The following is a 13,507-nucleotide window of genomic DNA, read 5'->3' on the forward strand; positions in this document are numbered from 1 at the left end:
CTTCCCCGCGCCAGCCGCGCTTACTAGTCTCCCGCCCCATGACTTTACAGACATTCAAGATCGCGGCTTTGGCAGGTGACGGCATCGGACCGGAAGTGATGAAGGAGGCCATCAAGGTCCTTCGCGCAGTGGAGAAGAAATTTCCCGTGGCGTTCCAGATCACGGAAGCGCCCGTCGGCTGGGCCGGCATCGATGCCGCCGGCAAGGCGTTGCCGGATGCGACGTTGGCTCTTTGCAAAGAATCGGATTGTATCCTGTTCGGCTCCGTCGGTCTGCCGGATCGTGATCCGACGATTCCGAAGGAAGAACGTCCGGAGCGCGCGGCCCTCTTGCGTTTGCGCAAGGAATTCGGTCTCTTCGCGAACCTGCGTCCGGTGAAATTGCCGAAGGAACTTTCTCACGCGTGCCCGTTAAGCAAGGAACGTCAGGGTGACGGCCTCGATATCATGGTGGTGCGTGAATTGACGGGCGGCATGTATTTCGGTCAGCCGAAGAAAACGGAAGACATCGGCAACGGCCAGCAACGTGCGATCGACACGATGGTTTACACGACGCCTGAGATCGAGCGTATCGCGCATGTCGCGTTCCGCACGGCGGCATTGCGTCGCAAGAAGGTAACGAGCATCGACAAGGCGAACGTGCTGGAAAACGGCGTGCTCTGGCGCGATGTGGTGACGAAAGTGAGCAAGAGCTATCCTGATGTGGCCCTCGAGCACATGTTCGTGGATAACGGCGCGATGCAGCTCATGCTCAAGCCCACGCAGTTCGACGTGATGCTGTGCGAGAACATGTTCGGCGACATCCTGAGCGATGAAGCGGCGGCTCTCGCCGGTTCCCTTGGCATGCTCCCGAGCGCAAGTCTCGGTGCGACGGCTGGTGACAAGACCTTCGGCTTCTACGAACCCGCGGGTGGCACGGCTCCGGACATCGCGGGCAAGAATCTGGCGAATCCGATCGCGCAAATCCTTTCCACCGCGCTCATGCTGCGTCACTCGTTCAAGCAGAACGAAGCGGCAGCGGCGATCGAGAATGCGGTGGGCAAGGCGATCGCGGCGGGTTATCGCACGGGCGATATTTACACGTCTGCCGATCCGAATGCGAAAAAGGTCGGTACCACGCAGATGGGTGACGCGATCGCGGCGAACATCTAAGAGAGACTGGACAGGCGATGGCGCCTGTCCCACTACAGAAAAGCGAACGCTTAATATTTATGGCTACGAAACAAATCATCAAACCGGCCAAGTCCGCTCCGGCGGTGGGCCCTTATAATCATGCTGTCCGCGTCGGTGACTTGCTGTTCTGCGCGGGCCAAATCCCGATCGACCCGGCTACGGGCAATCTCGTGGAAGGCGACATCAAGGCGCAGACTGAGCGCGTGCTGCAAAACGTGAAGGCGATCCTGGATGACCAGGGCCTGACGTTCAGCAACGTGGTGAAGAGCACCGTGTTCCTCACGAACCTCGCGGACTTCGCGGGCATGAACGAGATCTACGCGAAGTATTTCACGAGCGATTTCCCGGCGCGTTCCACGATACAGGTGGCGGCCTTGCCGCGTGCGGCGAGCGTGGAGATCGAAGTGATCGCGCACTTCTAAAAATCGATTAACGGTTTTCGAGCCGGTGCTGGTTCTGGAATAACAGAAACAGCGCCGGCTTTTCATTTTGTTCTGTGAATTAGGAGGCGGGATTCTACCATCCCTTACCATGGGCAAGCCGGTGATAAATCTGATGGTTTTAAGAGTTGCGGATTTGGTGTCGGCTCGTGCGTTTTATGAAGTGTTGGGGTTGGCTTTTGTGCAAGAACAGCATGGTTCAGGGCCGATCCACTTCAGTTGCGAACGTGGTGGCATGGTGTTGGAGTTGTATCCTGGTAAACCGGGGCAAGCTCCTGAACGTTTGAATGCCGGAGCAACGATGTTGGGTTTCAGTGTCGAATCAGTGGAGACGACGCTGGTGAAGTTGAATGCGCTGAATGTAACAGTGGTGACGGAGCCGAAAGAATCGCCATGGGGCAAACGCATGGTGGTTTTGGACCCGGATGGCCGGACGATTGAGATTTCAGAACCACCGCGTAAAACGTAAATATAAAAATCGAAAGATTTCAGGATGGAGTTTGTATTTTTATTCATTGGTGTCGGTCTTGGAGTGTTCATCGGCTGGCTGCTGGGAACTCGCAAGGTTGATGCTGCCCCGGTGGCGGACAATCGCCTTGAAGGGGAGTTGCGTCAGCAGATGGCGCAGAAGGATATTGAACTTATCCAGCTCCGCACACAGCAGACGCAATCCGCCAGTGCCTTGGCGGGTGCGGAAGCGAAGCATCAGGCCGCAGAGCGGTTGCTGGCAGAGCAGAAAGAATTGCACGCGCAGGCTATGGCCGAAGCGAAAGCCGCACAGGAGAAGGCGTTGCTCGATCTGAGGGATACGTTCAAAGCCTTGAGTGCGGATGCGTTGAAGGCGACGCAGCCGGAGTTCTTGCGCTTGGCCACGGAGACTTTGGGTAAATTTCAAGAGACGGCGAAGGGCGATCTGGCTCAGCGTCAGGAGTCCATCAAGACTTTGGTGGAGCCGCTCAAACAGCAGCTCGACGTTTATCAACAGCGTTTGCAGCAGAGCGAGACGAACCAATCGCAGGCGCTCGGTGAGGTGAAGAAGCACTTGGAGCAATTGGCGCAACAAAGCCAGTCGCTCTCCACGGAGACGTTGCAGTTACGCCGAGTGTTGAGCTCGAATCAAGCGCGTGGGCGTTGGGGTGAGGAGACGTTGCGGCGCGTGGTGGAGGCGGCGGGGATGAGCGCACATTGTGATTTCACGGAGCAGACGCAATCCGGTGACAGCAAGCCGGACATGATCGTGCGCCTGCCGGGTGAGCGGGTGATCATCGTGGATGCGAAGGTGCCGGACTTGGAATTCCTCAACGCGACGGATGAGGCCGATGTAGTGAAGCGAGCAGAAGCCTTGGCGATCCACGCTAAGAAGCTCAAGGACACTATCAAGCAACTAGCCGATCGCGATTATCCCAAAACGTTCTCGAACTCATTGGATTACGTGGTGCTGTTTGTGCCCGCAGAATCGTTGTTCAGCGCGGCTTTGGAAGGGGATCATGAACTGATCGTGTGGGCGGCGCAGAAACGCATTCTGCTCGCGACACCTACGTCCCTCATCGCATTATTGCGCTCGGTCTCGGTGAGCTGGCAACAGCATGCCCAGACGCAGAATGCGAAGGATATCAACGAAGCTGCGCAAGAGCTCTTCACCCGCGTGGTGAAGTTCACGGAGCATTTCGAGCGGATACGTGTTGGCCTTGAGCGGGCGAACAATGCTTACAACGATGCGGTTGGAAGCTACGAACGCATGGTTCGGCCTAGTGGTGAACGCCTGCAAAAGCTGGCTGGCACGGAAGGTGCCAAACCATTGGCCGAGGCTGGTCCGCTGGATGCGACCTTGCGTCTGCCGCCCAGCCAATAACTTCCGCCACCGCTTTTCCTTTCCACAGGGCGGAAAATTCGTTAACAGGATGCCGTGTATTTGGAATTCTACCGGCTGAAGGAACCGCCCTTCACCATCACCCCAAATCCGCGATTTGTGTTTTATAGCGCCAAGCATCGCGAGGCGTTCAATCACTTGCTTTACGGCATTCGCGAGCGCAAGGGTTTCGTCCAGCTCACCGGTGAGGTGGGTGCGGGCAAGACGACGATTTGCCGCGCCATGCTGGAGCAGCTTGGCGAGAACTACGCCACAGCGCTCATCCTGAACCCAATCCTGGATGCAGATGGCCTGATGAAAGCCATCGCGATGGAGTTTGGCCTAGACGTAAAGGGCAAGGATCGTCTGGAGACCGTTTCGGCGATCAACCACTTCCTTCTGAGCCAGGTGGAGAAGAACAAGGATGCGGTGCTCATCATTGATGAGGCGCAAGATCTGACGGATGATTTGCTGGAACAGGTGCGCTTGCTCTCCAACTTGGAGACGGATGATCGCAAGCTCTTGCAGATCGTGCTGATGGGGCAGCCGGAATTGCGGGATCGTCTGAATGCGCATCGCCTGCGGCAATTGCGCCAGCGCATCACAGTGCGGTATCACATCAATCCTCTGACGCGCGCGGAGCTGGCCTCGTATATCCAGCACCGCATCCATGTGAGCGGTGGGAATGGAGCACCGTATTTCACGGCTGGTGCGGTGTGGCGGATTCATTATTACAGCAAGGGCATTCCGCGTCTGGTGAATGCCGTGTGTGACAAGTGCTTGCTGGCTGGTTACGTGCAGCAAAGTGATCGGATTGATTTTTCCACGGTGGGTCTTGCCATCCGTGAACTGGAAGGGAACGTCCCCGCATGAGCCTCATCAATGATGCCTTGAAGCGCGCCAATGAGGCGCAAAAGAATCAGCCAGTCGCCGGGCCGCTCGGTGCGCCATTGCAACCTGCGGATGCGCCGATGCGACGCGGGAGTGGTGGCGGTGGCTCCAATTGGTCGCCTGTTTTGGTGCCAGCCATTGTGGTTGTGTTGTTGGCGCTGGGATTCTGGTTCATCCGCAGCGGACTGCAGAACAAGCCGTCGACGCAGCCTGTCGTAGCGGTCACAGCGCCGGTTCCACCTCCGTTCCCAGTAGCACCGCCCGCTCCAGTCGCGCCTGTACCGGCTCCCGCACATGTGGCGAAGGCTCCAGAAAAATCAGCGCCTTACGTCTCCAAGTCGGGTATCAAGGTGAGCACGGAAGTGGTGACACGGGAGTTGCCGCCGGAACCTGCTTTTGAACCCACACCGGTAAAGATCGAAGTGCCGACGCCAGCGCCTGCTCCGGTAGTTGCGGCGGCAGTCGAGCCCAAGATGGAAGCGAAGGCGGAACCTGTCGTGGCTGTCACTACAACGCCGCAACCGCCGGTGACCAAGACCGAGCCGGTAGCTCCGGTCAAACCGGCTTTTCCTGAGCTGAAACTGCAGGGCATATTTTATCGTCCGAACAATCCTTCCGCCTTGGTCAGTGGCAAGAATGTGCGTATCGGCGAACTGGTCCAAGGGGCCAAGGTAGTCGCCATCGAGCGCAACAAAGTGGTGCTCGAGTTCAAAGGTGAGCGGCGTGAGATGACACTCGATGTGCAGTGATCTGCCACTTTTCACGAACGTGACCGGCAGCCTGATCATCCATGAAGACGACGACCTACTGGTCGTCAATAAGCCTGCCAACTGGAACACGCACGCGCCTACGCCTTATTCTGGTGAGGGCATTTACGAATGGTTACGGCAGCGTGAACCGCGCTGGGCGCAACTCGCCATCATCCATCGGTTGGACAAGGAAACCTCTGGTGTGATGGTCTTCACGAAGACCAAGGCGGCCGCAAAATCTCTCACGGAACAGTTCACCGAGCGTGAAGTGCAGAAGCGTTATGTGCTGCTGACAGATCGAGCGGTGAAGGCAGAGAAGCTGCACGCGCGCTCGCACATGAGCAAGGTGGGGAGTGAGTTTGTGAGCCGTCCGGTGACGAATGCGGGGGAGTTGGCGGAGACGTTTTTTTATCGCGGTGAAAGCAAGAGTGGTAGAACTCAAGTGAGCGCCGAGCCGAAGACGGGGCGCACGCATCAGATACGGTTGCACGCGCAGGACTTGGGCTTTCCGATTTTAGGTGATGTACGTTATGGCGGTTCGCCTCATGCGCGACTTTGCCTGCATGCGGCGGAGATTGAGTTTGAGCATCCGACCACGGGCAAGCTGGTGAAGTATTCGGCTCCGGTGGATTTTGAACGCGATGCTTCATCGGCTTTACGCGAAGCGGTGGTGGATAAAGCGCTGACGGATTCGTTCCGGGTGGTCCATGGTGCTGCGGATGGTCGGCCGGGTTGGTATGTGGAGAAGCTGGGGGATTATCTGATTTCGCAATCCTCTGGGGATTTGAGTGGTGAGCAGCGGGCGCGATTGGAAGAGCTGGTGAAAATGTTCGCGAGCAAGGCAGCGTATCACAAGGTGCTGAACCGGCATGTGCGGCAAAGCTCGGTAGAGACGGCGGGGCCGCAACTCGTGTTTGGTGAGGCGGTGAATGAAGAGTTTGGTATCCGTGAGAATGGCGTGCGGTATCAAATGAGTTTTCAGGAGGGGTATAGCGTGGGGCTGTTCCTGGATCAGCGGGATAACCGGCGGCGGTTGCTGACGAATTATATCGGGCCGGATTTCGTTGTGCGTGATGGGGGGCTGCAAGGTGCGGAAGTGTTGAACACGTTTGCTTATACGTGTGGTTTTTCGGTTGCGGCAGGTATGGCGGGAGCGCGGGCTACTAGTCTTGATCTCTCTAAGAAATACTTGGATTGGGGACGACGTAACTTCACGGCAAATGGGATGGACCCGGCAGCGCATGATTTCATTTTCGGTGATGTGTTCGACTGGTTGAAGCGCTTGGGCAAAAAGCAGCGGCAGTTCGATGTGGTCATCCTTGATCCGCCGACGTTCTCGCAATCGAAACAGAGCGGGGTGTTTCGCGTGGAGCGGGATTATGGTCGCCTGGTGGGGGATGCCTTGAAGGTTTTAAAGAGTGGCGGCACATTGCTGGCCTCCACGAATGCGGCGGGCTTGGAACCAGAAGTGTTTATCGCCACGGTGAAAGCGGCGATCACTGCGGCGGGACGTAAAGTGGAGCGGGAACGGTTCATTCCGCAGCCGCCGGATTTTCCGGTGACGCGAGAGGAGCCGGGATATTTGAAGACGTTTTGGGTGAGGGTAAAATAACTAATTTTAACCACAGATGGACACAGATAAACACAGATTGGAAAAGGTGAGATTGAGTTCTCTGTTTGCACCTTTGGCAACCATAGTGGTTGTGACTGCCCTTCTAGCTGGCTGTGCCAGTAATTCCAACATGACGACGAAAATGATTTATCCCCGGACGGTGAAGACGAATGTGGTGGAGACGTTGAACGGGGTCAGTGTGGCGGATCCGTATCGCTGGCTGGAGGATGACAATTCCGCGGCGACGAAGGCGTGGGTGGAGGCGCAGAACAAGGTGACGTTCGAGTATCTCGAGAAGCTGCCTGCACGGCAGAAGTTGAAGGAACGTCTGACGGAGTTGTGGAATTACGAGCGCTATGGCGTGCCATTTAAGGAGGGCAATCGCTACTTCTACACGCGCAATGACGGGTTGCAGAACCAGAGTGTGCTTTACGTGGCGGAGACGTTGGAGGCCGAGCCGCGGGTGTTGCTGGACCCGAATACGCTCTCGAAGGATGGCACGGTTTCGCTCAGCGGCTACACTATAAGTGATGATGGGAACTTGATGGCGTATGGGCTTTCATCCGGCGGTTCGGACTGGCAGGAGTGGAAGGTGCGCGATGTGCGAACGGGCAAGGACCTGGAGGATGAATTAAAGTGGGTGAAGTTCTCTGGTGCTTCATGGACGAAGGATGGCAAAGGCTTTTTCTACAGTCGCTACGATGCGCCGAAGGAAGGGGAGCAGCTCAAGGGTGTGAATTATTTCCAGAAGCTTTATTTTCATCGTATCGGGACGAAGCAGTCGGAGGACACGCTGGTGTACGATCGGCCGGATGAGAAGGAGTGGGGCTTCGGTGGCTCGGTGACGGAGGATGATCGCTATCTCGCCATTCATGTCTGGCAAGGGACGAGCCCGAAGAACCGGTTCTTTTATCAGGACTTGCAGGCAAAAGGCAGCAAGGTGGTGGAGTTGCTGAAGGAGAATGATGCATCGTATGACTTCATCGGAAATGTCGGCACGGTCTTTTATTTCCTCACGGATCTGAATGCTTCGCGTGGCCGATTGATCGCGATTGATATCACGAAACCGGAGCGCGCGAACTGGCAGGAGGTCATTCCGCAGGCATGGGATACGTTGCGCAGTGTGTCGTTCGTGAATAACCAATTCGTCGCGCAGTATCTGAAAGATGCGCGTAGCGTGGTGAAGGTGTTCAGTCGTGAAGGCAAGCAGGAGCGCGAAGTGGAGTTGCCGGGCATTGGGACGGCGGGCGGTTTCGGTGGTGAGCGTGGGGATACGGAGACGTTCTATTTCTTCAGCGGCTACACGATGCCGGGGACGATTTATCGCTATGACTTGAAGACGGGCAATAGCACGGTGTTTCGCGAGCCGAAGGTGAAGTTCAATCCGGCGGAGTTCGAGACGAAGCAGGTGTTTTTCACGAGTAAGGATGGCACGCGCGTGCCGATGTTCATCACACATAAGAAGGGGTTGAAGCTGGATGGTGCGAACCCGACGTACCTTTATGGGTATGGTGGATTCAACATTAGCCTCACGCCGTCATTCGCGCTCACGATGATCGCGTGGATGGAGCGGGGCGGAGTTTATGCGGTGGCGAATCTGCGTGGCGGTGGTGAGTACGGTGAGGACTGGCATCAGGCGGGTACGAAGCTGAAGAAGCAGAATGTGTTCGATGATTTCATCGGCGCAGCGGAATGGCTTGTCGCGAACAAATACACGCGGCCGGACAAGTTAGCGATCGCCGGTGGCAGCAATGGCGGTCTGCTGGTGGGTGCGTGCATGACGCAGCGGCCTGATCTCTTTGGCGTGGCGCTGCCAGCAGTGGGAGTGCTGGATATGTTGCGCTTCCACAAATTCACCATCGGCTGGGCGTGGCAGAGTGATTACGGCTCGCCGGACAAGGCGGAGGAATTTCAGGCGCTTTATGCCTACTCGCCTTATCACAATCTCCGGCAAGGGACGAAGTATCCAAGCACGCTGATCACGACGGGTGATCATGATGACCGCGTGGTGCCGGCGCACAGTTTTAAATTTGCCGCACGTTTGCAGGAGTATCATCGCGGCGATAGCCCGGTCCTCATTCGTGTGGAGACCAAGGCGGGACATGGAGCAGGGAAGCCAACGGCGATGCTTATTGAGGAGGCGGCGGATCGGTTGGCGTTTGCTTTGAAGGAATTGGAGGTAAAATAAAAAGTTCCCAAAATGGGAACTTTTCTGTTGCGCTGGGATGAAAAGAGGGTAAGCTGATGAGAGTAATAGCACGAAAGACGTTGCGAGATTTTTGGGAAGAACACGCAGATGCGGAGCAGCAGCTAAAGGCGTGGTTCCATGAAGCAGAAGCGGCCGAGTGGAAGTCATTTGCAGATATCAAGGCGCGCTATCGCTCCGCAGATGTGCTGCCGGGGAACCGGGTGGTGTTTGATATCAAGGGCAATAATTATCGGCTCGTGGTGAAGGTGCATTACAATCGCAGCTTGGTGTTCATCCGGTTTGTGGGGACACATGCGGAGTATGACCGGATAAATGCAGAAACAATTTAAACGGAAAGGTGAACTATGAAGGCCAAAGTCATTCAAACTGAGCAAGAGTATGAGGCAGCACTGGCGCATGTGGAGAAGCTGATGGATGCTGCGCCGGGTTCGCCGAAGGAGGATGAACTCGAGCTTTGGTCTTTGCTGGTGGAGAAGTACGAGGAAGAGCACTTTCCTATCGAGTCACCTGATCCGATTGAGGCTATTCGTTTTCGCATGGAACAGGAGGGATTGCGTCCGGCGGATTTGCAGCAATATGTTTCCAGCAAGAGCAAGATCTCCGAAGTGCTGAGTTACAAGCGTCCGCTGAGTCTATCCATGATCCGGGCTTTTAACACCGGGTTGCAGATTCCAGCGGAGGTTTTGCTGCAAGAAACACCTCTGCCCTACCGCGTGGCTGAACCGAAGAAAAAAGCTGCAAAGAAAAAGCCATCTAAGGGCTAACCCTTAATTGCTCCAATTTGCTTGCACCTTGGCCCTTCTCGCGAAGACTAGGGGGCGAAATGAACCCCCGGTGTCCGGTGCATACGGTGACGTTTGACGTAGGCGGGACTTTGATCAGTCCCACGCCTTCGGTGGGGCATGTCTATGCGGAGATGGCGGGGCGGTTCGGGGTGAAGGCGGATGGAACGGCGCTGACCGAGGGCTTCAAACAGGCTTGGAAGGCCAAGACAGCTTTCGATTACTCGGAAGAGGCTTGGTATGGGCTGGTGCGGAATACGTTTGGTCCGCTGGCGGCCAAGCTGCCGGATGCCTTCTTTCCGGCGCTTTACCGGCGATTCATTGATGCCGAGGTTTGGCAGATCCATGATGATGCGTTGGAGGTGCTGGATGAACTGGCCAGCCGGGATTTCAATCTGGGTGTGATCTCCAACTGGGATGAGCGGCTGCGGCCTTTGCTTAAGAATCTCAAATTAACCCCTTATTTTCAGGCCATCACGGTGTCGTGTGAGGTGCAGTTTCCGAAGCCGGAAGGGGTTATCTTTGAGCAGGCCCTCAGGAGTTTAGGGGCGGCGCCGGGTGCGGTTCTGCATGTGGGAGATAGCCGGTTGGAGGATGCGGAGGGGGCGCGGAGTGCAGGGTTGCATGGGTTGCATCTGGACCGCAAGGGCGGGGGAGACATCCGGGCGCTCACCGAGGTGCCAGGTTGGCTGGAGCGGTTGAGAGTGGAAGTGGAGATGGGCGGGAGTTAGGGCTTTTTACCGGCACCCCTCATCCTCAATCCTTCTCCCCTCCGAGGGGAGAAGGAGGAAAACACGCTGGCCTTATCAGGGTGCGCTATTGGCATTAGTCAGGGTTACTCATGGCCAAGGGTGGCTTATACTTTAGCTGTCCTCATTGACGCTGGTGAAAATTCCCTTTTAGATTCAGTGAGTTTGTAAAGCCGAGGCCCCATACTCTGCGGACGAATAATGCCCGCAAACCAAAGGCCACGACGGAAACAACGTTCATGAAGATAATTGACCGCCTTTTCAATTCATCGCTGGGTAAGAAATACCTGATGGCGATATCCGGCGTGGCTCTGCTCGGATTTGTCATAGGTCACCTAGTCGGAAATCTCCAAGTCTTCGGCCCGCCGGAACTTATCAACGGCTACGCCCACTTCCTCAAGAGCAAGCCCGGTCTGATCTGGGGCGCGCGCTTGGGTCTGCTGGCGATGGTGGCCATCCACATCGTGACCGCAGTGCGGTTGACGATGGAGAACAAGGCCGCCCGCCCGGTGCAGTATGCCAAGTGGAAGGAGAACGGTGCCTCCAAGTCCTCCCAGTATATGATCTGGAGCGGTTCGGTGATCCTCGCTTTCATCGTGTATCATCTGGCGCACTTCACGGTGCTGCTGCCAATCAATGGTACACATGACTTCACCAAACTCACTACGGTGTTAAATGGCGAAACGATCCCCGATGTTTACGCGATGATGGTGCTGGGCTTCCAAGTGTGGTGGGTGACACTCTTCTACCTTATCGCACAAGCTCTGCTCTTCATGCATTTGAATCATGGTGTGGCGAGCATGTTCCAATCTCTCGGTCTGCGGACGTATGCCTGGTGGCCAGTGGTGACGAAGTTCGCGAAGGTGCTGAGCATCGCGATCTTGGTGGGTTATTCCATCATTCCGATCGCGATCTTCGCACGGGTGATCGGCAGTGATTACGCCGAGAAGGTAAGATTGAAGGCAGAGTCTGCGTCCGTTCAGCAAATCGAAACCGTCAATATCGCTGCTGTTTCCGGAAAGGAGGCTGTGAAGTAACATGGCTACAACGAATCACGAAATCCCCGTGCCGCAGGACCAGAAGTTGAAGTCCGGCGTTCCGTCCGGTCCGCTCGCTCAAAAGTGGGAGAGCTACAAGTTCAACAGCAAGCTGATCAATCCGGCGAACAAGCGGAAATACAAGATCATCATCGTGGGTGCCGGTCTGGCCGGTGCTTCGGCTTCCGCCACGCTGGCCGAGCTGGGCTACGACGTGCATAACTTCGTATTCCATGATTCCCCACGTCGCGCGCACTCCGTGGCGGCACAGGGCGGTATCAATGCTGCGAAGAATTATCAGAATGACGGTGACTCGGTGCGCCGTCTTTTCTACGACACCATCAAGGGTGGCGACTTCCGTTCGCGCGAAGCGAACGTGCATCGTTTGGCCGAGGTGTCCGTGAACATCATCGACCAATGCGCGGCGCAAGGCGTACCGTTCGCCCGTGAATACGGTGGGTTGCTGGATAACCGTTCTTTTGGTGGCGCTCAGGTTTCCCGTACGTTCTATGCGCGCGGCCAGACAGGGCAGCAGTTATTGCTCGGCGCTTATTCCGCGCTGAACCGCAACATCGCCAATGGTGGGGTGAAGTCTTACACGCACTCGGAGATGCTGGATCTCGTGGTCGTGGACGGCCACGCGAAGGGTATCATCGTGCGCAATCTGCAGACGGGTGAGATCACCCGGCACAGTGCGGATGCCGTGGTGCTGGCCACGGGTGGTTACGGCAACCTGTTCAACCTTTCCACGTATGCGCGTGGTTCCAACGTGACGGCGAGCTGGCGCGCTTACAAGCGCGGGGCCTGCTTTGCGAATCCTTGTTACACGCAGATCCATCCGACGTGTATCCCGGTTTCCGGTGATTATCAGTCCAAACTGACGCTGATGTCCGAATCCCTGCGCAATGACGGTCGCGTGTGGGTGCCGAAGCGGAAGGAAGATTGTAAGAAGAATCCGGCGGACATCGCGGAACAAGATCGCGATTACTATCTGGAACGCATGTATTCGGCGTTCGGTAATCTGGCTCCGCGCGATATCGCCAGCCGTGCGGCCAAGATGGTGTGTGATGAAGGCCGTGGTGTGGGGGAAACGGGCCTCGGAGTTTATCTTGATTTCTCAGACGCTATCAGCCGTTTGGGCGAGCCCAAGGTGCGCGAGCGTTACGGCAACCTCTTCGCGATGTATCATGAAATCACGAACGAGGACGCGTATAAGACGCCGATGCGTATCTATCCTGCCGTGCATTACACGATGGGCGGCCTGTGGGTGGATTACAACCTGATGAGCAACGTCTCCGGCCTGTTCGTGATGGGCGAAGCGAACTTCTCCGATCACGGTGCGAACCGCCTCGGTGCCTCGGCGCTGATGCAAGGTTTGGCAGATGGTTACTTTGTGATCCCGGCGACGATCGCCGGTTATCTGGCCTCGCAGAGTCCGGCCAAGCGACCGAAGACGGATCATGCCGCCTTCACGGAAGCGGAAGAGAACGTGCGCAAGATGACGAAGTTCTTCCTGGAATCGAAGGGCAAGCGCACACCGCAGAGCTTCCACAAGGAGCTTGGCAAGATCATGTGGGATTACTGCGGCATGGCGCGCACGAAGGCGGGCCTAGAAAAAGCACTGCAGTTGCTGCCGGCCCTGCGCGAGGAGTTTTGGCAGAACGTCAAAGTGCTGGGCGAAGGGAACGAATGGAACCAATCCCTCGAACAGGCCGGTCGCGTGGCCGACTTCATCGAACTGGGTGAACTGACGTGCCTCGATGCGCTTACGCGCGAAGAGAGCTGTGGCGGTCACTTCCGCGAAGAATATCAGTACACGGCGAATGACGAGGAAACGAAGAAAGGCCTCGTGAATCCGGGTGATGTGAAACGTCGCGATGATGAGTTCGCGTTTGTTTCCGGCTGGGAATTCACCGGTGTGGGCAAAAAACCGATCTTGAACAAAGAACCTCTGATCTATGAGGAGGTTCATATGAGCACCCGCTCCTATAAGTGATTTACGATTTTGGAATGACGA

General features: G+C 56.3%; 13 protein-coding genes. All 13 read left to right on the forward strand.

Annotated features, from left to right (window positions below):
- Positions 1-38: 38 nt before the first annotated feature.
- The 13 genes from leuB to VGH19_17100 all read left to right on the forward strand — a co-directional run bounded on the left by leuB (position 39) and on the right by VGH19_17100 (position 13,486).
- Positions 39-1,151, forward strand: coding sequence for a 3-isopropylmalate dehydrogenase (gene leuB, locus VGH19_17040; GenBank protein ID HEY1173077.1), 1,113 nt, complete (start codon positions 39-41; stop codon positions 1,149-1,151).
- Positions 1,152-1,210: 59 nt separating this feature from the next.
- A complete protein-coding gene (locus tag VGH19_17045; GenBank protein ID HEY1173078.1) occupies positions 1,211-1,594 on the forward strand; it encodes a RidA family protein in 384 nt (127 codons plus the stop codon).
- 109 nt (positions 1,595-1,703) lie between these two features.
- Positions 1,704-2,081, forward strand: coding sequence for a VOC family protein (locus VGH19_17050; protein HEY1173079.1), 378 nt, complete (start codon positions 1,704-1,706; stop codon positions 2,079-2,081).
- A gap of 24 nt (positions 2,082-2,105) precedes the next feature.
- Positions 2,106-3,464: a DNA recombination protein RmuC gene (rmuC, locus tag VGH19_17055; protein ID HEY1173080.1), complete on the forward strand. Its 1,359-nt coding sequence runs from the start codon at positions 2,106-2,108 to the stop codon at positions 3,462-3,464.
- Positions 3,465-3,518: 54 nt separating this feature from the next.
- A complete protein-coding gene (locus VGH19_17060; protein HEY1173081.1) occupies positions 3,519-4,334 on the forward strand; it encodes an AAA family ATPase in 816 nt (271 codons plus the stop codon).
- The gene (locus VGH19_17065) at positions 4,331-5,101 is read left to right on the forward strand and encodes a hypothetical protein (GenBank protein HEY1173082.1); all 771 of its coding nucleotides are present in this window, start codon (positions 4,331-4,333) and stop codon (positions 5,099-5,101) included. The genes VGH19_17060 and VGH19_17065 overlap by 4 nt, the downstream gene beginning before the upstream one ends.
- Complete coding sequence (locus tag VGH19_17070; GenBank protein HEY1173083.1) at positions 5,091-6,713, forward strand: class I SAM-dependent methyltransferase; 1,623 nt, start codon at positions 5,091-5,093, stop codon at positions 6,711-6,713. Before VGH19_17065 ends, VGH19_17070 begins: the two co-directional genes overlap by 11 nt.
- A gap of 130 nt (positions 6,714-6,843) precedes the next feature.
- Positions 6,844-8,901 carry a prolyl oligopeptidase family serine peptidase gene (locus VGH19_17075; GenBank protein HEY1173084.1) on the forward strand — a complete coding sequence of 686 codons (2,058 nt, stop codon included), beginning with the start codon at positions 6,844-6,846 and terminating at the stop codon, positions 8,899-8,901.
- A gap of 56 nt (positions 8,902-8,957) precedes the next feature.
- Entirely contained in the window at positions 8,958-9,251 is a 294-nt protein-coding gene (locus VGH19_17080) for a type II toxin-antitoxin system HigB family toxin (GenBank protein HEY1173085.1), read from the forward strand.
- A 15-nt stretch (positions 9,252-9,266) separates the two neighbouring features.
- Entirely contained in the window at positions 9,267-9,686 is a 420-nt protein-coding gene (locus VGH19_17085; GenBank protein HEY1173086.1) for a hypothetical protein, read from the forward strand.
- A gap of 59 nt (positions 9,687-9,745) precedes the next feature.
- Entirely contained in the window at positions 9,746-10,435 is a 690-nt protein-coding gene (locus VGH19_17090) for an HAD-IA family hydrolase (protein ID HEY1173087.1), read from the forward strand.
- Positions 10,436-10,692: 257 nt separating this feature from the next.
- On the forward strand, positions 10,693-11,490 hold the full coding sequence (locus tag VGH19_17095; GenBank protein ID HEY1173088.1) for a succinate dehydrogenase cytochrome b subunit: 798 nt from the start codon (positions 10,693-10,695) through the stop codon (positions 11,488-11,490).
- 1 nt (position 11,491) lies between these two features.
- The gene (locus VGH19_17100; protein HEY1173089.1) at positions 11,492-13,486 is read left to right on the forward strand and encodes a fumarate reductase/succinate dehydrogenase flavoprotein subunit; all 1,995 of its coding nucleotides are present in this window, start codon (positions 11,492-11,494) and stop codon (positions 13,484-13,486) included.
- The last annotated feature ends 21 nt before the right edge of the window (positions 13,487-13,507 follow it).

The sequence above is a fragment of the Verrucomicrobiia bacterium genome (genome assembly GCA_036405135.1).
GTDB lineage: Bacteria > Verrucomicrobiota > Verrucomicrobiia > Limisphaerales > JAEYXS01 > JAEYXS01.